At 65.4% G+C, this 23,266-nt stretch carries 20 protein-coding genes; 10 read left to right on the top strand and 10 right to left on the bottom strand.

Annotated elements, in window-relative coordinates:
• The first annotated feature begins 189 nt into the window (after positions 1-189).
• The 4 genes from CAP37_RS05045 to CAP37_RS05030 are packed head-to-tail and all read left to right on the top strand — an operon-like array spanning position 190 to position 5,779.
• Positions 190-1,395 (top strand): aromatic ring-hydroxylating dioxygenase subunit alpha, encoded by a 1,206-nt coding sequence (locus CAP37_RS05045; RefSeq protein WP_086123172.1) that lies wholly within the window; start codon positions 190-192, stop codon positions 1,393-1,395.
• Between the two features lie 25 nt (positions 1,396-1,420).
• Positions 1,421-2,311, top strand: coding sequence for a DMT family transporter (locus CAP37_RS05040; protein WP_086123171.1), 891 nt, complete (start codon positions 1,421-1,423; stop codon positions 2,309-2,311).
• Between the two features lie 27 nt (positions 2,312-2,338).
• A complete protein-coding gene (locus tag CAP37_RS05035; protein WP_086123170.1) occupies positions 2,339-3,196 on the top strand; it encodes a sulfurtransferase in 858 nt (285 codons plus the stop codon).
• Positions 3,197-3,217: 21 nt separating this feature from the next.
• Entirely contained in the window at positions 3,218-5,779 is a 2,562-nt protein-coding gene (locus tag CAP37_RS05030) for a PAS domain S-box protein (RefSeq protein ID WP_086123169.1), read from the top strand.
• On the opposite strand, the gene CAP37_RS05025 is transcribed toward CAP37_RS05030, so the two are convergent.
• The 3 genes from CAP37_RS05025 to polA all read right to left on the bottom strand — a co-directional run bounded on the left by CAP37_RS05025 (position 5,771) and on the right by polA (position 10,523).
• A complete protein-coding gene (locus CAP37_RS05025) occupies positions 5,771-6,562 on the bottom strand; it encodes a ZIP family metal transporter (RefSeq protein ID WP_086123168.1) in 792 nt (263 codons plus the stop codon). The genes CAP37_RS05030 and CAP37_RS05025 overlap by 9 nt on opposite strands.
• A 70-nt stretch (positions 6,563-6,632) precedes the next feature.
• Entirely contained in the window at positions 6,633-7,532 is a 900-nt protein-coding gene (locus CAP37_RS05020; RefSeq protein ID WP_086123167.1) for a dienelactone hydrolase family protein, read from the bottom strand.
• Between the two features lie 174 nt (positions 7,533-7,706).
• Positions 7,707-10,523, bottom strand: a complete 2,817-nt coding sequence (polA, locus tag CAP37_RS05015; protein WP_086124820.1) for a DNA polymerase I — start codon at positions 10,521-10,523, stop codon at positions 7,707-7,709.
• 115 nt (positions 10,524-10,638) lie between these two features.
• On the opposite strand from polA, the gene CAP37_RS05010 reads away from it, so the two are divergent.
• The 4 genes from CAP37_RS05010 to CAP37_RS04995 are packed head-to-tail and all read left to right on the top strand — an operon-like array spanning position 10,639 to position 13,533.
• Positions 10,639-10,962 (top strand): hypothetical protein, encoded by a 324-nt coding sequence (locus CAP37_RS05010; protein WP_086123166.1) that lies wholly within the window; start codon positions 10,639-10,641, stop codon positions 10,960-10,962.
• Between the two features lie 11 nt (positions 10,963-10,973).
• Positions 10,974-11,981: a homoserine kinase gene (locus CAP37_RS05005; protein ID WP_086123165.1), complete on the top strand. Its 1,008-nt coding sequence runs from the start codon at positions 10,974-10,976 to the stop codon at positions 11,979-11,981.
• Complete coding sequence (locus CAP37_RS05000) at positions 11,978-12,784, top strand: BPSS1780 family membrane protein (protein ID WP_086123164.1); 807 nt, start codon at positions 11,978-11,980, stop codon at positions 12,782-12,784. The genes CAP37_RS05005 and CAP37_RS05000 overlap by 4 nt, the downstream gene beginning before the upstream one ends.
• Positions 12,781-13,533, top strand: coding sequence for an iron dicitrate transport regulator FecR (locus CAP37_RS04995; RefSeq protein ID WP_086123163.1), 753 nt, complete (start codon positions 12,781-12,783; stop codon positions 13,531-13,533). The genes CAP37_RS05000 and CAP37_RS04995 overlap by 4 nt, the downstream gene beginning before the upstream one ends.
• Before the next feature lie 16 nt (positions 13,534-13,549).
• Here the strand turns inward: CAP37_RS04995 and CAP37_RS04990 are convergent, their stop codons facing one another.
• The 3 genes from CAP37_RS04990 to CAP37_RS04980 form a co-directional block, all read right to left on the bottom strand.
• Positions 13,550-14,041: a tetratricopeptide repeat protein gene (locus CAP37_RS04990; protein WP_086123162.1), complete on the bottom strand. Its 492-nt coding sequence runs from the start codon at positions 14,039-14,041 to the stop codon at positions 13,550-13,552.
• A gap of 45 nt (positions 14,042-14,086) precedes the next feature.
• Positions 14,087-16,339 (bottom strand): PhoX family phosphatase, encoded by a 2,253-nt coding sequence (locus CAP37_RS04985; protein WP_086123161.1) that lies wholly within the window; start codon positions 16,337-16,339, stop codon positions 14,087-14,089.
• Positions 16,340-16,448: 109 nt separating this feature from the next.
• A complete protein-coding gene (locus CAP37_RS04980; RefSeq protein ID WP_086123160.1) occupies positions 16,449-17,648 on the bottom strand; it encodes a glycosyltransferase family 1 protein in 1,200 nt (399 codons plus the stop codon).
• Positions 17,649-17,768: 120 nt separating this feature from the next.
• Between CAP37_RS04980 and CAP37_RS04975 the strand changes: the two genes are divergently transcribed.
• A complete protein-coding gene (locus CAP37_RS04975) occupies positions 17,769-18,374 on the top strand; it encodes an Mpo1-like protein (RefSeq protein WP_086123159.1) in 606 nt (201 codons plus the stop codon).
• A 7-nt stretch (positions 18,375-18,381) separates the two neighbouring features.
• On the opposite strand, the gene CAP37_RS04970 is transcribed toward CAP37_RS04975, so the two are convergent.
• Positions 18,382-20,028, bottom strand: a complete 1,647-nt coding sequence (locus CAP37_RS04970) for an aminotransferase class III-fold pyridoxal phosphate-dependent enzyme (protein ID WP_086123158.1) — start codon at positions 20,026-20,028, stop codon at positions 18,382-18,384.
• A gap of 61 nt (positions 20,029-20,089) precedes the next feature.
• Here CAP37_RS04970 and asd point away from each other — a divergent pair, with 61 nt between their 5' ends.
• Entirely contained in the window at positions 20,090-20,980 is an 891-nt protein-coding gene (asd, locus tag CAP37_RS04965; RefSeq protein WP_086123157.1) for an archaetidylserine decarboxylase, read from the top strand.
• A 1-nt stretch (position 20,981) separates the two neighbouring features.
• On the opposite strand, the gene arsH is transcribed toward asd, so the two are convergent.
• From arsH to CAP37_RS04950, 3 genes are read right to left on the bottom strand one after another with little or no spacing between them, the layout of a single operon-like run.
• Positions 20,982-21,698 (bottom strand): arsenical resistance protein ArsH, encoded by a 717-nt coding sequence (gene arsH, locus CAP37_RS04960; RefSeq protein ID WP_086123156.1) that lies wholly within the window; start codon positions 21,696-21,698, stop codon positions 20,982-20,984.
• A gap of 6 nt (positions 21,699-21,704) precedes the next feature.
• Entirely contained in the window at positions 21,705-22,730 is a 1,026-nt protein-coding gene (gene arsB / locus CAP37_RS04955; protein WP_086123155.1) for an ACR3 family arsenite efflux transporter, read from the bottom strand.
• 31 nt (positions 22,731-22,761) lie between these two features.
• Entirely contained in the window at positions 22,762-23,262 is a 501-nt protein-coding gene (locus CAP37_RS04950; protein ID WP_086123154.1) for an arsenate reductase ArsC, read from the bottom strand.
• Between the last annotated feature and the right edge of the window lie 4 nt (positions 23,263-23,266).

Below are 23,266 nucleotides of genomic sequence, written 5' to 3'. Positions count from 1 at the left end.
GCCGATCGACATTCTATGCACAGCACGCCATGTTGACCCCCGGGGTACAATCCGGCCTCTTTTTTTCCAAACTGACGGGCCCCCAGGCCCGGAGGGACGCACCACTCCACCCATCCCGCGCGAATTCGTCTGACGAGCACAGCGCTTACCCTGCCCCTTCATAGGGGGAGTCTCTAGGTCAGGACCCTGATGTCTGATTTAAGTCTTCAACTGCAGCAGGCCGCAAGCCAACTTCCGGTTTCCAGCTACTTCAGCGAGGCGCTGTTCCAGCGCGAAAAGGAAAGTCTCTTCCAGCGCGGGCCCCGGTACGTGGGGCACCAACTCTCGGTTCCCAACCTCGGGGACTACCACACACTGCCGCAGGAGCGCGGCGGTCGTGCTCTGGTGCGCACCGCCAAAGGCGTCGAGCTGGTCTCCAACGTCTGCCGCCATCGCCAGGCCATGATGCTGCAAGGCAAGGGCAACCTGAACGACACCCGAAGTGGCAGTGCCGGGGGCAATATTGTGTGCCCGTTGCACCGCTGGACCTACAGCGGCGTGCACGGTGAGCGAGCCGGTCAACTGCTGGGCGCACCACACTTCGAGCAGGACCCCTGCCTGAACCTCAACCACTACCCGCTTCGTGAATGGAACGGGCTGCTGTTCGAGGACAACGGACGCGACGTTGCAGCCGACCTGGCCAACATGGGGCCGCGCGCCGCGCTCGACTTCGAAGGCATGGTGCTGGACCACGTGGAGCTGCACGAGTGCAACTACAACTGGAAGACCTTCATCGAGGTCTATCTGGAGGACTACCACGTGGCGCCATTCCACCCCGGCCTGGGCGGTTTCGTGACCTGTGAGGACCTGCGCTGGGAATTCAAGCCTGAGTACTCGGTGCAGACCGTGGGCGCGGCCAACCTGCTGGGCAAGGCAGGCAGCCCGGTGTACCAGCGCTGGCACGAGCAGCTCATGAACTACCGCCAGGGCGCCATGCCCGAGCACGGCGCCATCTGGCTGACCTACTACCCGCACATCATGGTGGAGTGGTACCCGCATGTGCTGACGGTGTCCACGCTGCACCCGGTGAGCGTGGACAAGACGCTGAACATGGTGGAGTTCTACTACCCCGAGGAAATCGCGGCCTTCGAGCGCGAATTCGTGGAAGCGCAGCGTGCGGCCTACATGGAAACCTGCGTGGAAGACGACGAAATCGCCGAACGCATGGACGCCGGCCGCAAGGCCCTGCTGGCACGCGGCGACAACGAGGTCGGTCCCTACCAGAGCCCGATGGAAGACGGCATGCAGCACTTCCACGAGTGGTACAGAGCGAGGATGTACCCCCCCGCGCCGCCTTCGGCGTCACCCCCCCAGGGGGACGTCACCTGCGGCCTGGCGGAGCCAGTTCCGCGGTGACCCTCGCCGAAAAGGGTCGCTAGGCATGCAAGCTCTGTGGATCGTGCTGGCCTCGCTGCTCTTTGCGAGCATGGCGGTGTGCATCAAGTACGCCTCGGCGTACTTCAACGCGTTCGAGATCGTGTTCTACCGGGGCTTGCTGGGCATGCTGGTGCTGATGGCCGTGGCCCATGTGCAAGGCACCTCGCTGCGCACCCGCGTGCCTGCCATGCACGCCTGGCGCGGCGTGGTGGGTGTGATCTCGCTCACCACCTGGTTCTACGCGATCGCGCACCTGCCCTTGCCCACGGCCATGACCCTGAACTACATGAGCAGCGTGTGGATCGCCACCTTCCTGCTCGGCGGCGCTTTGTTGATGCAGGGCCGCAACATGCCCGTGCGCCAGCAAGGGCCGCTGTTTCTCACGGTGATCGCGGGTTTTGCCGGCGTGGCCATGTTGCTGCGGCCTTCGCTGAATCCGGATCAGGTGGTGGGCGCTTTTGTCGGGCTGATCTCGGGTGTGTTTGCCGCGCTGGCCTACCTTCAGGTGGCTGCCCTGTCTCGGGCGGGGGAAACCGAGGCTCGAACGGTGTTCTATTTCTCGCTCTGCGCCACCCTGGTCGGCGGGCTGGGCATGCTGTTCGCGGGTGTGAGCGCATGGCGCTGGCCATCGGCCTTGTGGCTGCTGCCCACCGGTTTGCTTGCGGTGTTCGGCCAGCTCTGCCTGACCCGTGCCTATTCACGCGGTGCCACCATGGTGGCAGCCAGCCTGCACTACACCGGCATTGTGTTCGCCACGCTCTACAGCCTGGTCCTGTTCGGCGAAGTCATTCCCCTGATCGGCTGGCTGGGCATGGCGCTCATCGTGGTGAGCGGCGTCGCGGCCACGGTGTTGCGGGCACGCGCCGTCCCCAACGCGCCCGCCGAGGAGCACTGACCTGCGGCTCTACCGCACAATGCGCGCATGTACACGACCCTGATCACCCCGGCCCAGCTCCAGCAGCTCATGGACAGCGGCGCGCCCCTTCGCGTGCTGGACGCCAGCTTCGAGCTGATGAAGCCCGACGCGGGCGCGGCCCAGTTTGAAGCCGAACACCTCCCCGGCTCGACCTATGTGCATCTGGATCACCACCTGAGCGACAAGACCGGCGCCGACCGCGCCAGCGGTGGACGCCACCCGCTGCCCTCGCGGGAAACCTTCGCCCGTCGGCTCGGCGAGCTCGGCGTGGCCAACCACATGCAGGTGGTGGTGCTCGACCGCCAGGGAGCCAACTACTGCGGGCGTCTGTGGTGGATGCTGAAATGGTGCGGCCACGAAGCCGTGGCGGTGCTCGATGGTGGCCTGCCCGCCTGGAAGGCGGCCGGTGGCGATGTGGCCACTGGGCCGGCACCGGCGCCAGCACCAGCCCACTTCGAGCTGCTTGCGCCCCTGGCCCAGCTGGCCACCACGGCCGAGATCGAAGGGGCCCTCGGCCGGCCCGGACTCACGCTCATCGATGCGCGCGCCGCCGCCCGTTTTCGCGGCGAGACCGAGCCGCTCGACCCGGTGGCGGGGCATATTCCGGGCGCGCTCAACCGCCCGTTCGTTCAAAGTGTGTTGGCCGATGGGCGCTTCAAGCCGGCGGCGGAGTTGCGCGCCGAATTCGATCAATTGCTGGGTGGGCGCGACCCGGCCAGCGTGGTGCACCACTGCGGCAGTGGTGTGAGCGCCATCCCCAACCTGCTCGCCATGGAAATCGCGGGGCTGGGCCGCGGCCGGCTGTACGCGGGCAGCTGGAGCGAGTGGTGCAACACGCCGGGCCTGCCCGTGGCGCAGGGCTGAGCAGGCAGGAACCAGGCCCCCATGGCTCGCCCTTCCCAGAATCAGGAGCCGGCGGCGGTGCCCGTTCTGGCGGGGGGGCCGCGCAAACGCGTGTTGAGCCTGTTGTCGCTGGTGATCGCCCTGGCCGCCTTGCTGGTGCTGGTGCTGGATCTCCTGATGGCCAGCCCCGGTCAACACGAAGCCTGGAACGCCGGTGCGTTGATGGTGGTGGCGGGCCTGGCCTGGTGGCTGGCCCGCACAGGCCGCGACCAGTACGTGGCACATCTGATCGTCTTCGGCACGCTGGCGATTGCGATCAATTCGGTGATCACCTACGGTTCGGTTCGCACCGCCGTGGGTTTCCTGTTCGTGGCGGCAGTGGCCGGTGCCGGCACCTTCCTGGGTCGCACTGCGCTCGTGCTCACGGTGGGGGCCAGCGTCGGCGCGCTGGGCGTGCTCACGCTGGCGGAATACAACGGCTGGCTCACCGCCACGCCTTACTTCGAGGTCGGCCTGCGGGTGTGGATCACGCATTCGGCCACGCTGGTGGTGGTGGCCGTGATGGTCTACCACAGCCGGCGGCAACTGCGCGATTCGTTTGTGCGCCAGACCGATGAGCTGGAGCGGCGCAAGAAGACCGAGCAGGAACGCGACCGCAACCTGGAACGGTTCGCCCGCATCTTTCGCACCAACCCCAGCCCGATGGTGGCGCAATCGGCCCGCTCCGGAATGATCCTCGATGTGAACCCCGCGTTCGAGCGCTGCTACGGCTACCAGCGCTCGCAGGTGCTGGGGCGCCAGGACAGCTTTCTGTGGGCAAGCCAGGAAGAGCGCGAAGCCTTCATGACCTTCCTGTTTGCCACGCGGCGCGCCGAACAATACGCGGCGCACGGCCAGCGCGCCGACGGCAGCGTGTTCGACGCGCTGATCTCCAGCGAGATGGGCGACGACCCCGAAGACAAACTGATCATCACCACCATCTCCGATGCGAGCGCGCAGAACGAGATGCTCGAGCGTCTTCGGCGCTCAGAGGAGCGCTTCGCCAAGGCCTTCAACTTCAGCCCGTTGAACATGACCATCACGCGGCTCTCCGATGGTTCTTTCGTCGAGGTCAACCGGGCCGAAGACCGCGCCCAGGGCCTGGTGCCGGCCGACCTCAAAGGCAAGACCACGGTGGAGATCGGCGCCTGGTTGACGCCACAGGACCGCGAAGCCTTTGTTGAACGTCTGATGCGCGACGGCCGCGTCGACGCCTATGAAACCAGAATGCGTCACAAGGACGGTCATCTGGTGGACACCCGGCTATGGGCCGAGCTGGTCGACGTGGACGGTGAACGCTGCATCCTGTCGTGCACGGTCAACATCACGGAAGAAAAGCAGCGAGAAAACCTGCTGCTCAACGTGGCCAGAGGGGTGGCCGCAGAAACCGGCGAAGCCTTCTTCGGCGCCCTCACGCGCCACCTCGAAACCACCGTGGGCGCAGACATGGTGGTCATCGGCGAATGCCGCGAAGATGGGCGCGTGCGCACGCTGGCCATTCAGCAGAACGGCCAGGCCGCATCCAACTTCAGCTTCAACCCCCAGGGCACGCCCTGCGCCCAGACTTTGCACCAGCAGGACATGCTGGTGTGCGCTCATGAACTGGCCGAGCAGTACCCACAGGCCACCAGCCTGATTGCCTCCGGTTGCCAGGCCTATCTGGGCAAGGCCCTGCGCGATGCCGACGGCAGCCCCATCGGGGTGATCTTCGCGCTCTGGGCGCGCGAGGTGGAAATCGGCTCCGACACGCAGGCGCTCATCGCTATCTTCGCCAGCCGCGCCAACGCCGAGCTGGTGCGCCTGCGGCGCGACAGGGAAATCCAGCAATTCAGGGAAACGCTGGAGCAACGCGTGCGCGAGCGCACGGCCGACCTGCAGAACCTCAACGCCGAACTCGATTCCTTCGCCTACTCGGTATCGCACGACCTCAAGTCACCCCTGCGCGCGATCGACGGGTTTACGCGATTGCTCGACGAAGCGCTGGGCGAGCGGCTGAGCGCGGACGAGCGCCAGTTGCTCGACCGCGTGCTGCACTCCACCAACCGCATGGGCTCGCTCATCAACGACCTGCTGGCGCTGGCCCGCGTGAGCCAGGGCCGCCTGGAGCGCCAGGCCGTAGACCTGAGCGCTCTGGCCAGCCAGGTGGTGCTCCAGGAGCGCCAGAAATACCCTGAGCGCGACATTCGGTATCGGGTGGAGCCCGACCTGCAGGCCCATTGCGACCCGCGTCTGGCGCGCATTGCGCTGGAGAACCTCTTCGCCAACGCGTTCAAGTACACCCGCACGCGCGATCAGACCGTGATCGAGTGGGGCCGGTTGCCCGATCAGCCCGGGTCGTTTTTTGTGCGCGACAACGGCGTGGGCTTCGACATGGCCTATGCCGACAAGCTCTTCAAGCCCTTCCAGCGGCTGCACATGCCCAGCGAATTCGAGGGCACCGGCATCGGCCTGGCCACGGTGCGCCGCATCATCGAACGGCACGGAGGCTCGATCCGTGGCGAGGGCAAGCCCGGCGAGGGCGCCGTGTTCACCTTCACCTTTGGCGACCCACCCGCTTCAATGTGAGGAGTGGGCGAGGCCACTGACGAAAGTGACCAGCCCAATACCCGCCAGCAGCCAGCCGATCTGGGCCACCGTGGCGCGCAAACCCACCCGCTTCTGAAGCTGCGGAATCAGGTCGGCCAGCGCCACATAGACAAAGCTGCTGGACGCAGCCACCAGGAAGTACGGCAGGTAGTCTTCAAGCCGCGTGAGCAGGAAGTAACCGACCAGGCCACCCAGTGCGGTCACCGTGCCCGCCAGCGACACCTTGATGAGCGCAGCCCGCGTGGTGCTCGAGGTCTGCCGGAGCACCACCAGATCGCCCATGTGGTGGGGCACTTCGTGAGCCATCACGGCCAGTGCGGCGATCACACCCAGGCGCATGTCGGCCATGAAGGCCGAGGCAATCAGGATGCCGTCGCCGAACGCATGCACGCTGTCTCCGGCCAGCACCGTCCACCCGCCCGAGCGGGCTTCGTGGTGGTGATGGTGATGACCGTGGTGGGCGTCGTGATCGTGCTCTTCCTGGCGGTGCTCGTGCCCGTGGTGCCAGAGTTCGGCCTTGTCGAGCAGAAAGAAGAACACCAGGCCCGCCAGCAGCAGGGCGAACAGTTCGTGCGCGCTGGCCTCGCTCTCGAACGCTTCGGGCAGCAGGTGCATGAAGGCGGTGGCCATGAGCGCGCCCGCGGCGAGGCTGAGCATGTGCTGCGTGAAGCGGGCCATCATGGCAAAACCCAGCAGGGCGGCCAGCCAGACGCTGCCCACGCCGGCGGCCACGGTGCCAATGAGGATGGCAAGAAGGATCATGTCGCGCTCGATTCAGCCACAAAAAAGGGCCGCGATCTGCGGCCCCGGGATCAATGGTGCAGGCGAGACTTCAGGCCACGCCATGCTGCTTGAACCACGCCACCGCCCTCTTCCAGCCGTCCTCGGCCGGCTCCTTGCGGAAACTCGGGCGGTAGTCGGCGTGGAAGGCGTGTGGCGCGTCGGGGTAGACCACGAAGGTCGACGCTTTGGCCGCCGCATTACCGGCTGCCAGAGCGGCTTTCATCTTATCAACCGTGTCAAGGGGGATGCCGGTGTCGGCGGCGCCATACAGGCCAAGCACCGGGCCCTTCAGCCCGGCGGCCACGTCCACCGGGTGCTTCGGGCTGAGAGGCGTGGGGTCGCCAACCAGGCGACCGTACCAGGCCACGCCGGCCTTCACCGCCGGGTTGTGAGCCGCGTACAGCCAGACGTGGCGCCCACCCCAGCAGAAGCCGGTCACGCCCAGCTTGCTCGCATCACCTCCATTGGCCGCAGCCCATTTCACCGTGGCGTCCAGATCGCCCATCACCTGCGCATCGGGCACCTTGGACACCACCTCGGCAATCAGCTTGGCGATCTCGCCATAGCTCTGGGCATCGCCCTGGCGCACGAACAACTCCGGGGCAATGGCCAGGTACCCGGCCTTGGCAAAGCGGCGGGTGGTGTCGGCGATGTATTCGTGCACGCCGAAGATTTCGGAGAGCACCAGCACCACGGGCAGGCCCGTCTTGCCGGCGGGCGCTGCACGGTAGGCCGGCATCTTGAAACCGTTCACGTCGATCATGACCTCGCCCACGGTCAGACCGTCGGCCGACGTCTTTATGGCGGTCTGCGCCATCAGTGGAGCGGCCGCGGCCGCATAACCCACTCCGAGAGCGGCCTTGAGCGCGGTGCGGCGGGTGGCGCCCTGTTCGGTGGACTGGCCGGGCAGCAGGGCATCGAGGTCCTGCGCGTGTCGTTCGTCAAGCATCGTTTTGTCTCCTTTGGTTGGGTGGAAGAGAAGTGATTTGCCTGGATGAACGAAGTTCAAAGTATGTGGGTGCAGAGCGGAGGCCATCCAGAAATGCCGCGGAACTGGCTTTGCCGGGCCGCAGGCATTGCCCCCTGGGGGGAGGCGCCGAAGGCGCTTCGGGGGAGATCCTGGCTAGTGCGCCTTGTCCCAGTTAGGCCCCACGCCCACCTCGGCCAGCAACGGCACCTTCAGCGCCGCCACGCCCGCCATGAGCTGCGGAATTTCGGTTTTCAACCACTCCACCTCTCCTTCGGGCACCTCGAACACCAGCTCGTCGTGCACCTGCATGATCATCTTCGTGCCACGGCGCTGTTCGTCCAGCGCCTTCTGCACCGCGACCATGCTGAGCTTGATGAGATCGGCTGCCGTGCCCTGCATGGGGGCGTTGATGGCCTGCCGCTCCAGCGCCGACAGCTTCGCGCCTTTGGCGTTCTTGATGTCCGGCAATACCAGACGCCGGCCGAACACCGTCTCGATGTATCCCATTTCCTTGGCCCGCTGGCGCGTCGCATCCATGTAACGCTTCACACCCTCGAAGCGCTCGAAGTAACGCGTGATGTAATTTTTGGCCGCTGTGTTGTCGATCCCCAATGCCTTGGCCAGGCCGAAGGAGCCCATGCCGTAGATCAGACCGAAGTTGATCACTTTGGCATAGCGCCGCTGTTCGCTGCTGACCTGCGCCGGCTCCAAGCCGAACACCTCGGCGGCGGTGGCGCGGTGAACGTCAAGGCCTTCGTGGAAGGCCCGCAGCAGCGCCGCGTCTTCGCTGATGTGCGCCATGATGCGCAGCTCGATCTGTGAGTAATCGGCGCTGGCGATCACATGTCCGGCGGGCGCCACGAAGGCTTCTCGTACCCGGCGGCCCTCGGGCGTGCGGATCGGGATGTTCTGCAGATTGGGGTCGTTGCTCGACAGACGCCCTGTGACGGCCACGGCCTGCGCATAGTGCGTGTGCACGCGGCCGGTGCGCGGCAGGGCGAGCTGCGCGAGTTTGTCGGTGTAGGTGCCTTTGAGCTTGGACAGTCCCCGGTGCTCCAGAATCTTGGCGGGCAACGGGTAGTCCTCGGCCAGTTTCTCCAGCACTTCTTCATCGGTGCTGCGCGCGCCGGTGGCGGTCTTCTTGACGACGGGCAGGCCCAGCTTGTCGAAGAAGATCTCGCCGAGTTGCTTGGGGCTGGCGAGGTTGAACGGCTGGCCGGCGATGACGTAGGCCTCCTGCTCCAGCGCCACGATCCGCTGGCCGAGTTCATGGCTTTGCGCGGCCAGCGTGGGCGCGTCGATCAGAACACCGTTGCGCTCGATGCGGTAGAGCGCCTCACTGCTGGCCATCTCCAGCTCGTAGACGAATTTCAGCTTCTCGTCGGCCTCCAGCTTCGGCCACAGCGTCAGGTGCACGTCCAGCGTCTGGTCGCTGTCCTCGCACGAGTACTCGGCCGCCTTGGCCACATCGACCTGTGCAAACGGAATCTGGTGCGCACCCTTGCCGCACAGGTCTTCGTAGTTGATGCCCTGCCGGCCCAGGTGCCGCTCCGCCAGGCTGGCCAGCCCATGTGGCTTGTGCACTTCCAGCACATAGCTCTGCAGCATGGTGTCGTGCGCGTAGCCCTGAACCTCGATGCTGTGGTTGGCAAACACATGGCGGTCGTACTTCACATGCTGGCCAAGCTTCTTGCGGCTGCCGTCTTCCAGCCAGGGTTTGAGCCTTGCGATCACTTCGTCGAACGGCAGCTGCACCGGTGCATCGGGGCCGCTGTGGCGCAGCGGAATGTAAGCCGCTTCACCCGGCTTCACACTGAAGCTGATGCCCACGATCTCGGCGCGCATTTCGTCGAGCGAAGTGGTCTCGGTGTCGATGGCCACGAGGTCGGCCGTCTGCACACGGGCGAGCCAGTCGTCAAACAGCGCCCAGTCCAGGATGGTGTCGTACTTCAGGTTGGTGGCTTGCGTGGTGCCGCTCAGGTCGGGTTCGTCGAACAGTCCCGGCGAAGCATTGGTGGAGCGGGCCTTGTGCTCCTCGATCAGCTCGGGCGGCACATCGTGCTGTGAGAGCGATTTGACCAGCCCCTTGAAGCCATACGTTTCGCCGAACGCCTTGAGCGCTTCGCTGTCCTGCCCGCCGATGGCGATGGCTTCCAGCGAGGGCAGACCTTCGATGTACTCCTTCAGGTCGCAGTCGGTCTTGATGGTGAGCAGCTCGCGCCCTTTGGGGAGCCATTCGAGCGCGTTGCGCAGATTTTCCCCAGCCGCGCCCTTGATCTCGCCCGCGCGCGCCACCAGCGCTTCGAGCGAGCCATATTCCGTCAGCCACTTCACCGCGGTCTTGGGGCCGACCTTGGGCACGCCCGGCACGTTGTCCACCTGGTCACCCACGAGCGTCTGGTAATCCAGCATCAGGCTGGGCGGCACGCCGAATTCAGCCGTCACGCCGGCAATGTCGCGGCGGCGGTCGTTCATGGTGTCGATCACAGTGATGTGCTCGTTGACAAGCTGGCTCAGGTCCTTGTCGCCGCTCGAGATGATGCAATCTATTCCCTGCTGCGACGCCACATGGGCCAGCGTGCCGATCACGTCGTCTGCCTCCACGCCTGGCACGTCCAGCACCTTCCAGCCCAGGAGCTTCACCACCTCGTGAATCGGCCCGATCTGGGCGCGGAGGTCGTCGGGCATGGGCGAACGGTTGGCCTTGTATTCAGGATAGAGCGCGTCCCGGAAAGTAGGCCCCTTGGCGTCGAAGACGCAGGCCGCAAAGTCGGCGCGCACGTCCTTGCGCAGCTTCTGCATCATGTTGATCATGATGCGAATGGCGCCGGTTTTCAGTTCGGTGCCATCGGGCAGGGTGGTGCTCATGGCTTCACCGCCGGCAAAGAACGCGCGGTAGAGGTAACTGGAGCCGTCGACCAGCAGCAGCGTGGGCACGGGGTTCTGGGAGGGGGTCTGGGCGTCGGACATGGGGCGATTGTGGCGGAGATCGCGCCGCATCCAGCCGCCCCCGGACTGCGTATCCAGTGGTAACCGCCTCTGCCCCACCGCCAGCGCAGCCGGTCTGCCTTGCCTACAATGCCGCATGACCTCGAACATCTGCCGTCCCCTCGCCGCACTCGCCTTCGGCCTGTGCGCCACCCTGACCGCTCTGGCCCAGGTGGCGCCCGTCGAGGCGCCGCGCGAGCCCACCTCGCCGCGCGACCGCATCGAGCGCATCACCCACGAAGACGGCCTGACCCGCATCGACGAAGTGCGGGTGGGCGGCCAGACGCAGAGCATCGACGTGCAACCCAAGAACGGCGCGCCGGCCTACCAGATCCAGCCGGAAGCGGGCGGTACGACCGACACGAGCGGCAAGCGCACCGGCAACGCCGGGCGCAGCAGCTGGCGTGTGCTGAATTTCTGATCGCCAGCCACATGGCCGTTTACACCGAAGTCGCTTTCGCCGAAGCCGCCGCCCTCCTCCACACGCTCGACCTTGGCGACCTCACCGAGCTTCGGGGCATCCAGGGCGGCATTGAAAACACCAACTACTTTGTCACCAGCGAGCGCGAAGGCGTCACGCAGGAGCATGTGCTGACGGTGTTTGAACGCCTCGGCTTCGAGCAGCTGCCGTTTTACCTGCACCTGATGAAGTTCCTGGCCGAGCGCGGCATTCCCGTGCCGGCGCCGGCGGCAGATGCTCAAGGCGAGATCCTGCACACGCTGCAGGGCAAGCCTGCGGCGGTGGTGGCCAAGCTGCGGGGGCGCAGCCACCTGGCCCCGGGTGTGGCGGAGTGCGAGGCCGTGGGCACCATGCTGGCGCGCATGCACCTGGCCGGGCGCGATTTCCCAAAGACCCAGCCCAACCTGCGCGGCCTGCCCTGGTGGAACGAGACCGTGCCCGTGGTGCTGCCCTTTCTGAGTGCGCCACAGTCCGCCCTGATCCGCTCGGAGCTCGCGTACCAGAACCACGTGGCCCGCAGCCCGGCCTACGCCGCGCTGCCGCGCGGTCCGATCCACGCCGACCTGTTCCGCGACAACGTGATGTTCGAGGGCGGTGAACTCACCGGCTTTTTCGATTTCTACTTCGCTGGCTGCGACACCTTCCTGTTCGACATCGCGGTCTGCCTCAATGACTGGTGCGTGCTGCACGACGAGGACCACGATGGGTCGCTCGACACGCCGCGCTCGCTGGCGCTGCTCTCGGCCTACCAGGCGGTGCGCACCCTGAGTGCCGCCGAACGCAGCCTGCTGCCGGCGCTGCTTCGGGCGGGCTCCCTGAGGTTCTGGATCTCCCGCCTCTGGGATCTGCACCTGCCGCGCGAGGCGGCCATGCTGCAGCCTCACGACCCCACCCATTTCGAACGCGTGCTGCGCGCCCGAGTTCGCGACACGCAGGCGCTGTCGGCCCTGCTGCGCGAAGACGCCCTACAACCCGCATGAAACTCAATCTCGTCCCCGCCCGCACCGGCCTGCAATGGGTCAAGCTCGGCGTGAAGACTTTCTTCCGCCAGCCCCTGGCGATGTCGGGCCTGTTCTTCATGTTCATGGCCACGGTGTCCATCATCTCGCTGGTGCCCGTGCTGGGCACCGCCATCTCGCTCGCGCTGGTGCCAGCGGCCACGCTCGGCCTCATGGCGGCCAGTCAGGAAGCCTCGCACGGCCGCTTTCCCATGCCCTCGCTGCTGATCGCGGGCTTTCGGGCCGGGCCGTCCAAGACCCGCTCCATGCTCATCCTCGGCGCCCTGTACGCCGCCGGGCTGATGCTGGTGCTCGGCGTGTCCGCGCTGTTCGGGACGGACGTGCCGCCCCCCGCCGAGGTGCCGGGCGGCGAGGTTTCGCCCGAGATGGTTCGCAACCTGTTTGCCAACGAAGGCCTGTGGGCGGCGATGGTGCTTTATGTTCCGCTGCTCATGGCGTTCTGGCACGCGCCGGCACTGGTGCACTGGCACGGCGTGACGCCACTCAAAAGCCTGTTCTTCAGCCTGCTGGCCTGCTGGTCCAACAAAGGCGCCATGCTGGTTTACTTCTTTGGCTGGGTCGGCGTCTTCATGCTGGTGGGCCTGCTCATGAGCCTGCTGGCCACGGTGCTGGGCGGCACGCAGGCGCTCAACCTGATCCTCTACCCCATGGTGCTGTTCATGGCCTCCATGTTTCACACGTCGATTTATTTCAGTGTTCGCGACAGTTTCACGGCGGAAGGTGGTCCTTCCTCTACCGATCCCACTCCAGGAGACAACGCATGACCCAGCACACCCTGCAAGGCCGGAGCGAAGAAGAGATCCTGTGGTTCCAGCGGCGCAACACGCTCAAGGCCGCCGCGGCCTGGGTGATGGCCGGTGGGCTGCCGGCGGCCCTGGCGCAGCAGCGCAGCAACGTGGTGGAGTTCGTGGGCGACGTGATGCTGAATGGTCAGCGCATGGTGCCGCAGCAGATCGTGCAGACCGGCGACGACATCCTCACCGGGCCCGCATCGAGGCTGGTGTTTCTGATCGGCAACGCCGCCTTTCATGTGCGGCAGAACTCGCGCCTGCGCGTGGAACGCGGCAGCACACTGAACACCGCGAGCTTGCTGCGCCTGCTGTCGGGTGCCGTGGTGAGTGCGTTCGGCCCGGGCAGCAACCGGAGCATCGTCACTCCCACGCTCACCGCCGGCATTCGTGGCACGGGGGTGTACACCGAAATCATGGCCGACCAGGGCGGGCGCACCTATTTCTGCAACTGCTACGGCACGGTGGACATGGAGTCGAACGGCAACAAGGCAGTGTCTGTCTCCAGCTACCACCAGTCGTTCTGGGGTGAGGTACAGCCGCGCGGCGGTCGCTTCCTCACGCCTGCGCCGGCGCTCAACCACACCGACGAAGAACTCGAATTCCTCGCCCGCCTGATCGGTCAACGCACGGCCTGGCAGATCGTGGGCCAGACCGGCGTGAAGGATGGACGCGGCTACATGGAGCAGCGCCCACCCGAGGCCCATCCCGCAGCGCCACGCTGAGGCCGGGGCGTCAGTTTCAATCCGGGTTCTTTGCTTTGTATTCGTCGATCGCCCCAGCCAGATCGACGTACTCTTCGCAGGTCTGATTCCCGCAAAGCCGCGCCAGTTCGGCCAGGTGTTTCCGGGCTTCTGCCGGTCGGCGATCCATCAGGTAGGCCTCGCCGATGTACTCGTGCGCGCTCTTGTGCTGAGGATCAATTTCCAAAGCCAGCTTGTAGTGGGCGAAAGCCCTGGCGAGGTCGGGCGTGGCCTTTTTGCGGTGGCTGTATCCCAACAGGTTGTGGGCGTCGGCGTTGCGGGGGTCGACCTTCACCGCCGCGTCGAGCTCGTTGATCGCCCGCTGCCAGTCCTTGGCCTGAATCGCTGCGCGCGCCGCATCCATCTGTTCAACTTCGCCGGAGCCCATCATGGTCGGCGTGTCTCTGGCCAACGCATCGGACGCGGCCAGCAACAGCGCGCAGACCAGCGCCACCACGAAGGGCTGGACCGGATGGTGTCTGAGTTTCATGGAAACCTCCCTGAAAAGCCGACCCCATCCCCCGGCCCAACGCCCCTACAGACCGATCACGCCGCCATCGGTGCGGGTGATCACGATGGTGGCCGAGCGTGGGCGGCCAGCGGCACCATAGCCCGTGTTGCCAGGCCACTGGCTCTGGAAAGTGAACGGTCCGGCGCCGTAGGCGGGCGTGCTTTCACCAGGGTGCTGCACATTCACAAACAGCGTGCGGCCGTCTCCGGTTTCGGTGATGCCAGTGATTTCGCAGCCCGGAGTGCCCACCAGAAAGCGGCGCAGCTTGGTTTCGCCGAGCGCTGCGCCCAGGAAGGTGTTCTGCGTGCCGGTGCTGCCACCCAGGCTGTTGTTCACCGTGATCGCGCCCCCATCGCCCACCGTGCCGGGAATGGCCGCGAGCAGCATGCAGTTGGTCACGTCGGTGTAGGCACCGTCGTCGGTCTGAATCCAGCAGATGCCGGTGGCCTGGCTGAACCACAAACCATCGGGTGAGGCAAAGTCGTTCTTCGCGTTCAGACCGGAGAGGTTGATGTTCGCGCCGGAATCTTCTTCCGCACCAAAAAGGAAGATGTCCCAGTTGAAGCTGAGGGCCGTGGAGGCGCCGGCCAGTTCCTTGAAACGGATGATGTGGCCGTGGGGATTGCCGGTGCGTGCGCGACCGTCCGCATCGGCGTAGGCGCGCAGGTTGGCGGCATCGGCGTTGGCCACGTTGCGGCTGCCGTTGTTGGTCATGGTGAAGTAAACCTCACCGTTCTTCGGGTTCACAGCGCCCCACTCAGGGCGGTCCATCTTGGTGGCGCCCACGGCATCGGCGGCGTGGCGCGCATTCACCAGCACGTCGGCCTGATTGGCGAAGACGTAGGTGGCGTAGCCCGAGATGGCCGGATTGGCGATGTTGAGTTCAAGCCATTCGCCAGTGCCGCTGGCGTTGAACTTGGCCACGTACAGCTTGCCTTCGTTCAGGTACTTGTCGCCGGCGGCCAGGCCACCGCCCACATCGCTCGCGCTCCACACAGCGGTGGAGACGAACTTGTAGATGTATTCGTTCTGCGAATCGCAACCCATGTAGAAGGCGAGCGGCTGGCCGACCACCGGAATGCTGCACACAGCAGCTTCATGGGCGAAGCGGCCCATGGCCACGCGCTTGGCCGGCGTGCCGCTGGTCAACGGGTCGATCTCGACGTTGTAGCCGAAGGTGTTGGGCTCGTTGCGGAAATCCAGCGCGGCGGTGGCACCGGGTGCCGAAATGTCCCAGCGGCCGAAGCGGTCGTCGGTGGCTGCGGTGGCGGTGGCGAACCAGCCCTGAGAACCCGCGGTGGTGGCACCCGCTGCAATGGCGGTGCGGGCCACGCCGTAGCGCTGGCGTGAGGTGCTGGTCTTCGCATCGATAGCGGTCGAGCCCTGGGGCATGTTGAAGTAAGCAGCCCAGTTTTCTTCGCAGGCCAGGTAGGTTCCCCAGGGCGTCTTGCCGTGGCCGCAGTTGTTGATGGTGCCGCGCGAGGTGGCGCCGGTGGTGTCGAACTTCGTCACCATGAAGGCGCGGATGTCGGCCAGGTGCGCGGCGGGGCCGGCAATGCGCATGGGCGTCTGGCCGGTGACGCGGCGGTTGTAGAGCGAGTCCAGCTTGTAGACCCACTGGCCCGATCCGTTCTTGCCGATCTCGGCCACCGAAACGCCATGGTGGTTGATTTCCTTCAGCACTTCCAGTTCCGGCCGCACACCCAGGTCCCAGCCGCCGAACTGGCTGAACTTCTTGCCCGACACGCCGGCGGAGGTCTGACCCGTGGGGTGGAAGAAATGCGAGTCGGCCGAACTTTCGTGGTTGACAACCAGCACCGCGCGGCCCGTGTCGGTGGTGGTGTAGCGGCCAAGCGCGTCGATGTAGAACAGGTCCATGCCGTCGTGGTGATCGCCCACGCGCATGGTCCATTCGTCGGTCTCGGTGCCCAGGTTGCTGTAAGCCGGAATGCTGGACACCAGGCGGTCGCCGGTGGCGTGCAACACGCTGTAGGTGTAGCCGGCGGGCAGCGTCACGCTGTCGAGCAGGCTCTTGTCGACGGCGTCGAAACCCAGTGCGGTCTCGGACGGCGTGCCCGGGCCGGGGCCGGGTGCGGGCGCGTCATCGCCACCGCCGCCGCAAGCCGACAGGAAAGGAATGCTGGACAGCGCGGCCAGGCCGATGCCGCCACGGATCAGGTTGCGGCGGTTCAGCGGCGTGCGGCTGCTGCGTTCCAGCACGTCCTGGAAGTGTTCGTTGGGCGAGTCGTTGCAGGAGTCGTCGGAATGGTGAGACATGGTTGGTTGCGTGGGTGGTTGAAAGACCAACGCAGTGTCCCGATCGCACATGACGCTTCCGTGAATCGGATGAAAACCCCCGCCCGTACCCCAGCAAGCCGCATCGACATCAACGTGTCACATTCGCTGCGGCATGCAGAAACAGGGATTCCACCTGCCGTGCGATCTGCTGCCAGTCCAGCTGGGCAACCTGCGAGCGGGCTCGCAAGGCGGCGTGCGCAACGCGGCCGGGCTGCGCCGCGAGTTGCGCGGCCACGGCCACGAAGGCGGCGTCATCGTTGGGTGCAACCAGCCATCCGTTGCCGTCGTGCTCGACCCAGTCCGCGGCAGCGGCGGTGTTGAAGGCCAGCACCGGCAGTCCGCTCGCCAGCGCCTCCACCGTCACGTTGCCAAAGGTTTCGGTGAGGCTGGGGAACAGGAACATGTCGGCCGAGGCGTAGTAGCCGGCGAGTTCATCGTGCCCGCGCATGCCGGCAAATATGCCTTGCGGGCAGCGCTGGCGCAGGCTCTCACGCAAGGGTCCATCGCCCACCACCACCAGCTTCACATCGGGGTGCTGCGAGCGCATGGCCTCAAAGGCGCGCAGCGCCACGTCCAGGTTCTTCTCGGCGGCCAGGCGCCCGACCACCAGCAGCACCAGGCTGTGGGCCTCAGCACCCCAGGATGCGCGCAAGGCCTCGCTGCGGCGTGAGGGGTTGAAGAGTTGCGTGTCCACACCTCGCGCCACCACCTGCACGTTCTCGAATCCGCTCTCCACAAGCTCGGCTCGCAAGGCCTGCGTGGGCACCATGGTGAGCTGCGTGAGGTTGTGGAACTTGCGCAGGTAGGCCACGATGGGTTTGCGCAGCCAGCCCACGCCGTAGTGCTGGCTGTAGGCGTGGAAGTTGGTGCGAAAGTCGGACGTGACCGGCAAGCGCAAGTGGCGAGCCGCCTGCAAGGCAGACCAGCCCAGCGGACCTTCGGTCGCGATGTGCACCAGGTCGGGCCGTCTGAGCGTCCATGCCTGGATCAGCGCGCGCTTGCCCGGCAGGCCCAGCTTGAGCTGGGGATAGCGCGGAATCGGCATGCCGCGCATCAGCATTTCCTCAAAACCTGTGTGGCTCAATGCCTGGTCCACACGCGTCTGGCGCGGACGGATCAACTGCACCTGGTGGTTGCGCGCGCACAAGCCTTGCACCAGCCGCGAGAGGGTGAGCGACACGCCGTTGATCTCCGGCGGCCAGGTTTCGGTCACCACCGACAGTCGCAACGAAGGGGTGGAGGCCGGGTACTCCTCCACCAGAATCTGGTCCGAGTGCAATGGGGTCATGCCGGCATGTTCCGGCGCAATTGCAACACCGCGATGACAACGCGTGACTGTCACCGTGTTTTCACACGGGCGCGCAACCATGTCTTGCGCCTGCCGCGCCCCTTAACCCATGGAGCTGCCGTGAACGAGTTTTTCAAGACCCTTGAAATCCAGCGCTGGGACGACCACCGCTACTACCACCACAGCCGCATCAACCAGACGCTGCATTTCATCAGCGCGGTGAGCTTCGTGGTGGCCTATGCGCTGCTCTGGACCGACCCCGTGCTCTCGGCGCTGATCGCGTGGCTGGTGGCCATGACCAGCCGCCAGGCCGGCCACTTCTTCTTCGAGCCCAAGGGCTATGACCATGTGAATCAGGCCACGCACGAACACAAGGAAGCCATCAAGGTGGGCTACAACCTGCGACGCAAAGTGGTGCTGATGTCCTTGTGGGCGGGCACACCGCTGCTGGTGTGGGCCGTGCCTGGTGTGTTCGGTCTGTTCGAGCCACCCACCGCGTGGATGGAGTTCATTCGCCAGGTGGGCACGCTGTGGCTCGCGCTCGGCGTGGGGGGGTTGCTGTTTCGCACCGTGCACCTGTTCTTCATCGCCGACGTAAAAACCGGCCTGGTGTGGATGACCAAGATCCTCACCGACCCGTTCCACGACATCAAGCTTTATCACAAGGCGCCTCTGTACCTGATGCGCGGCCAGCTCATCGACCCCGGCGTCGCTCAACGCAGCTGACGGCGCTTCATCCCTGCCAGTGTTGCCACATCTCGCGCAGCACCTGGCGGCGGATGGTCTTGTGGGTGGTGCCCGGTGCTCTCCACCACCAGCCCTGGTCTTTCATCTCTTGCGCGGCGGCCACGCAGCGGCGCAACACCTCTTCAAATTCGTCGTCGTGCAAATCCAGGCGGAAGATCAAGCGACCGGTGCCGATCCAGCTCAGGGCCAGGCCATGCCAGCGCAGGAAGTACTGGTATATCCAGTGATACCGCCCGGGTTCGGTGTAGGTGAGCATCCACACGCTCTGCAGGTTGGCGGCGCGCACCGGGAAGCCGTGCGAGGCCATCATGTCGTTGAACCGCTTCGCCCGTGCGTCCCACTTCGCGTCCTGGTTCACATACAAGTCCTGAATCTCCGGTGTCTGCAAGCGGCGCAGGAAGGCGTTCATGCCCCCCATGACGTAGGGATGCGCGTTGAAGGTGCCGCGCGCAAAGCACACATCGGCCGGGCGCTCGGGGCGAAAGCGTTTCATCAGGTCGGCACGGCCACACACCACACCCACCGGGTAACCACCTGCGAGCGTCTTGCCATAGGTGACCAGATCGGCGCGTACGCCGAAGTATTCCTGCGCGCCGCCCGGCGCGAGCCGGAAGCCGAGAAAAACCTCGTCGAAGATCAGCACGATGCAGCGCTCCGTGCAGACCTCCCGGAGCTGCTTCAGCCACACGGTGTACGCGGCGCGGTCATAGCCAGCGCTGCGGCTGCCGTCCACCAGCGTGGAGTCACCGGGCGCGTTGCGGTTGGGGTGCAAGGCCTGCAGTGGGTTCACCAGCACGCAGGCAATGTCGCGCCTCGTGCGCAGCACCTGCAGGCTCTTCGGGTCCATGTCTCTCAGCGTGTAGGTCTCGCGCGGCGGCATCGGGTTGCCGGGGCCGGGTTGCACGTCTTCCCACCAGCCGTGGTAGGCGCCGCAGAAGCGCACCAGATTCTTGCAGCGCGTGTGGTAACGCGCCAGGCGAACCGCCTGCATCACCGCTTCGGTGCCCGACATGTGGAACGACACCTGCTCCTGTCCCGAGATGACCTTCAGGCGTTCGATGTTGTCGGCCACGCAGGGGTGGTAGGCGCCGAGCACCGGGCCCAGCGCTTCGCCGATGCGCGCACCCTCGGCCATGCAGGCCTTGTAGAAATCCACGCCAAACACATTCACGCCGTAGGAACCGGTGAGGTCGATGAAGCGGTTGCCATCGAGGTCGGTCACGCTGCTGCCTTCGGCAGAAGCCACGAAGGCGCCGACCTTGAGGCGGTCACGAACGAGCGGAGTGAACTGGAAAGGCACGCGGTAGCTCCCGGTGAACTGCAGATCGGCCAGTCCCTCTCGAGCTTCGGCGCTCAGCGCCAGGCTCTTCGCGTAACGCTGGGCGTAGCCGGCTGCCAGCGTGTCGAACGAGGCTCGGCGCAGATGAGCGACTTCGGCCGGTGCGCCATCGCAATCAAAGAAGCGGCTTTCTTCCAGGGCATAGCCCGGCAGCCACGAGGCCAGACGCTTGGCCATGCGCGAGTGGCCGGCGAGCGAGCGGTGCTTGGCGCGCGAAAGCTGAAGGCGCTGCCGCAGATACGGCATCGCCAGCGCCAGCGAACCCAATGGCAGTACGTAGGACAGGTAGGACATGCGGCAAACGCTCCCGAGCGGTGGATGTGTGTCGTTTGTAGGTCGACCACATGACGCACACATGAACATTTCAAGACAACTGCAGCGCCTAGCCTTGAACGAGGACATCAACTTCCTGCTCACCAACCGGGTGCCTCGCGCCGCACTCACGCGTTTCATGGGCTGGTTCAGCCGCATCCGTAACCCCTGGGTGCGCGATGCTTCCATGGCGGTGTGGCGCACCTTCACCGACATCGACCTGAGTGAAGCGAAGAAGACTTCGTTCGACAGCCTGCACGACTGCTTCGTGCGGGAACTCAAACCCGGCGCGCGCCCGCTCGACCCGAGCCCCGATGCGCTGGTGAGCCCCTGCGATGCGATCGTGGGTGCGTGTGGGCGCATTGGCGAAGACCCAGCGGCGCAGGTGTTCCAGGCCAAGGGCTTCCCCTACCCGCTGACCGATCTGCTGGGTCATGGCGCTCCCGCCCGCGCCATGATCGACAACCTGCGTGGCGGCAGCTACGTCACGCTGCGCCTGACCTCCAGCATGTACCACCGCTTCCACGCGCCGACCCCGCTCACGCTGACGCACTTGACGTACCACAGCGGCGACACCTGGAACGTGAACCCCATTGCGTTGAAGCGCATCGAAAGACTCTTCTGCAAGAACGAACGCGCAGCCCTGCATGCCCGCCTGGACGACGGCACTCCGCTGCTGCTGGTGCCCGTGGCCGCGATTCTGGTGGCCAGCATGCGGCTGCGGGCGGTGGACGTGGCACTCAACGCGCAGTACCGGGGACCGCACCAGCTGCTCTGCAACGCCCGCTACGACAAGGGAGAGGAAATGGGATGGTTCGAGCACGGCTCGACCATTCTGGTGTTCACCCCGCCCGGGTTCGCGCTGGCCAACGGCGTGGAAGCCGGCCACCGCATCCGCATGGGCGAGGCCCTGCTGCGGCGCGCGGCAGCTTGAGTCAGATGGCCGACTGGTTCACTCGACGCATGAGCTGCTCGGCGCTTTCCTTGCGCTCGCTGTAGCGATCCACGAGGTACGGCGCCACATCGCGCGTGAGCAGGGTGAACTTCACCAGTTCTTCCAGCACGTCCACCACGCGGTCGTGGTAGGGCGAGGGCTTGAGGCGATCGTTTTCGTCGAACTCCTGGAACGCCTTGGCAATCGACGACTGGTTGGGGATGGTGATCATGCGCATCCAGCGGCCCAGCACGCGCATCTGGTTCACGGCATTGAACGACTGCGATCCACCGCTGACCTGCATCAACGCCAGCGTCTTGCCCTGCGTGGGCCGCACGGCGCCCAAAGAGAGCGGGATCCAGTCGATCTGCGCCTTCATGATGCCGGTCATGGCGCCATGGCGCTCCGGTGAGCACCACACCATGCCCTCGGCCCAGGCAGCGAGCCCGCGAAGCTCGACCACCTTGGGATGGGTTTCGGGTGCGTCGTCCGGCAGCGGCAGGCCGCTGGGATTGAACACCCGCGTCTCGGCGCCCATGGCCTGCAACAGACGAACCGATTCTTCCACCACCAGCCGGCTGAAGGACCGCGTACGCAGCGAGCCATAAAGCAGCAGGATGCGGGGAGCGTGACTGGAGGCCTGGGGAGCGCGCAGCCGCTTTGCATCGGGCACCTCGAACGCTTCCGCGTTCACCTGGGGCAAGTCGGCGTGGAGCATGCGCGGTCAGGCCTTCGCCGGTTGGTCGTCTGGCCGCCAGGCATTGACGAGCGCCACGAGCGTCAGCATCACCGGCACCTCCACCAGCACGCCCACCACGGTGGCCAGAGCGGCGCCCGAGTTCAGGCCAAACAGAGAAATGGCCACCGCCACGGCCAGCTCAAAAAAGTTGGACGTGCCGATGAGGCACGCCGGCCCGGCAACATCGTGCCGCAGCTTGAGCCACCTGGCGCCCCACCAGGTGATGAAGAAAATGCCGTACGACTGCAAGATGAGCGGCACGGCGATGAGCGCGATCACCAGCGGCTGCGCCACGATGGTCCGTGCCTGGAAACCGAACAGCAGCACGACGGTGGCGATGAGGCCCGCGACCGACCAGGGCTTGAGCATGGCCACGAAGTCCGTCACGGCGTGGTCGGACTTCCGGCTCAGCAAGTGCCGCGTCGCCATGCCGGCCAGCAGCGGCAGCACCACATACAGCACGGTGGAAAGCAGCAGCGTTTCCCAAGGCACCGTAAGGTCCGTAAGGCCGAGGAGAAAGGCGGCAATGGGTGCATACGCCACCACCATGATGAGGTCGTTGATGGACACCTGCACCAGCGTGTAGTTGGCATCGCCCTTCACCAGCTGGCTCCACACGAACACCATGGCGGTGCATGGCGCCACGCCGAGCAGGATCATGCCGGCGATGTATTCTTTGGCCGATACCGGATCAACCCACGGTGCGAACAGGTACTGAAAGAACAGCACACCGAGTGCCGCCATGGTGAAGGGCTTGATGAGCCAGTTGACCACCAGGGTGAGGGCCAGGCCCTGCGGCTTCTTGCCCACGTCCTTGATGGCCGACCAGTCGATCTGGATCATCATCGGATAAATCATGACCCAGATGAACACGGCCACCACGAGGTTCACGTGGGCGATCTCCAGGCCAGCCACCAACTCGAACAGCCCGGGCAATGCCAGCCCCAATGCCACACCCAGGGCAATGCCACAGGTCACCCAAACCGTCAGATACCGCTCGAACAAACCCATGCCGCAATGCCCCTGAAAAACTGGAAGTGTCTCAGCTCTTGACGCGGCCGATGTCGGCCAGCTCCTTGTTGAGCGCGAGCTTGTCCAGCTTTTCAAAGGGCAGCACCGTCAGCAGCGCGATGCGGCGGTTCAATACCATGAAGGCATCGGCAAACGCTCGGAGCACCACTTCCTCGCTGCCCCTGACCGACGCAGGATCTTCAACCCCCCAGTGCGCAGACATCGGCTGCCCCGGCCAGACCGGACAGACCTCGCCCGCAGCCTTGTCGCACACCGTGAGCACGAAGTCCATGTGCGGGGCGTCAAGCGCGGCGAACTCGCTCCAGTTCTTGCTGCGAAGGCCTTCCGTCTTGAAGCGGTTGCGCTCCAGCAGTTCGATGGCGTGGGGATTCACCTCGCCGGCAGGATGACTGCCCGCGCTGTACGCGCGAAAGCGCCCGGCGCCCTGCTGGTTGAGAATGGCTTCGGCCATGATGCTGCGCGCTGAATTGCCCGTGCAGATGAAGAGCACGTTGTACGAAGACTTCGACATGTGA

It is taken from the genome of Hydrogenophaga sp. IBVHS1 (assembly GCF_002127265.1).
Classification (GTDB): domain Bacteria; phylum Pseudomonadota; class Gammaproteobacteria; order Burkholderiales; family Burkholderiaceae_C; genus Hydrogenophaga.
Note: the sequence above shows the minus strand (reverse complement) of the source record. Positions and strands in the feature narration are given on the sequence as shown.

Excerpts from the sequence above, each read along its gene's own strand:
- CAP37_RS05000 (WP_086123164.1), top strand. The coding sequence starts at position 11,978 with ATGAAACTCAATCTCGTCCCCGCCCGCACCGGCCTGCAATGGGTCAAG.
- arsH (WP_086123156.1), bottom strand. The coding sequence starts at position 21,698 with ATGCTCCACGCCGACTTGCCCCAGGTGAACGCGGAAGCGTTCGAGGTG.
- CAP37_RS04990 (WP_086123162.1), bottom strand. The coding sequence starts at position 14,041 with ATGAAACTCAGACACCATCCGGTCCAGCCCTTCGTGGTGGCGCTGGTC.
- CAP37_RS05020 (WP_086123167.1), bottom strand. The coding sequence starts at position 7,532 with ATGCTTGACGAACGACACGCGCAGGACCTCGATGCCCTGCTGCCCGGC.
- CAP37_RS05025 (WP_086123168.1), bottom strand. The coding sequence starts at position 6,562 with ATGATCCTTCTTGCCATCCTCATTGGCACCGTGGCCGCCGGCGTGGGC.
- CAP37_RS04985 (WP_086123161.1), bottom strand. The coding sequence starts at position 16,339 with ATGTCTCACCATTCCGACGACTCCTGCAACGACTCGCCCAACGAACAC.
- CAP37_RS05040 (WP_086123171.1), top strand. The coding sequence starts at position 1,421 with ATGCAAGCTCTGTGGATCGTGCTGGCCTCGCTGCTCTTTGCGAGCATG.
- CAP37_RS04950 (WP_086123154.1), bottom strand. The coding sequence starts at position 23,262 with ATGTCGAAGTCTTCGTACAACGTGCTCTTCATCTGCACGGGCAATTCA.
- CAP37_RS05005 (WP_086123165.1), top strand. The coding sequence starts at position 10,974 with ATGGCCGTTTACACCGAAGTCGCTTTCGCCGAAGCCGCCGCCCTCCTC.
- CAP37_RS05010 (WP_086123166.1), top strand. The coding sequence starts at position 10,639 with ATGACCTCGAACATCTGCCGTCCCCTCGCCGCACTCGCCTTCGGCCTG.
- CAP37_RS05030 (WP_086123169.1), top strand. The coding sequence starts at position 3,218 with ATGGCTCGCCCTTCCCAGAATCAGGAGCCGGCGGCGGTGCCCGTTCTG.
- CAP37_RS05035 (WP_086123170.1), top strand. The coding sequence starts at position 2,339 with ATGTACACGACCCTGATCACCCCGGCCCAGCTCCAGCAGCTCATGGAC.
- CAP37_RS04995 (WP_086123163.1), top strand. The coding sequence starts at position 12,781 with ATGACCCAGCACACCCTGCAAGGCCGGAGCGAAGAAGAGATCCTGTGG.
- CAP37_RS04980 (WP_086123160.1), bottom strand. The coding sequence starts at position 17,648 with ATGACCCCATTGCACTCGGACCAGATTCTGGTGGAGGAGTACCCGGCC.
- arsB (WP_086123155.1), bottom strand. The coding sequence starts at position 22,730 with ATGGGTTTGTTCGAGCGGTATCTGACGGTTTGGGTGACCTGTGGCATT.
- polA (WP_086124820.1), bottom strand. The coding sequence starts at position 10,523 with ATGTCCGACGCCCAGACCCCCTCCCAGAACCCCGTGCCCACGCTGCTG.
- CAP37_RS05045 (WP_086123172.1), top strand. The coding sequence starts at position 190 with ATGTCTGATTTAAGTCTTCAACTGCAGCAGGCCGCAAGCCAACTTCCG.
- asd (WP_086123157.1), top strand. The coding sequence starts at position 20,090 with ATGAACATTTCAAGACAACTGCAGCGCCTAGCCTTGAACGAGGACATC.
- CAP37_RS04970 (WP_086123158.1), bottom strand. The coding sequence starts at position 20,028 with ATGTCCTACCTGTCCTACGTACTGCCATTGGGTTCGCTGGCGCTGGCG.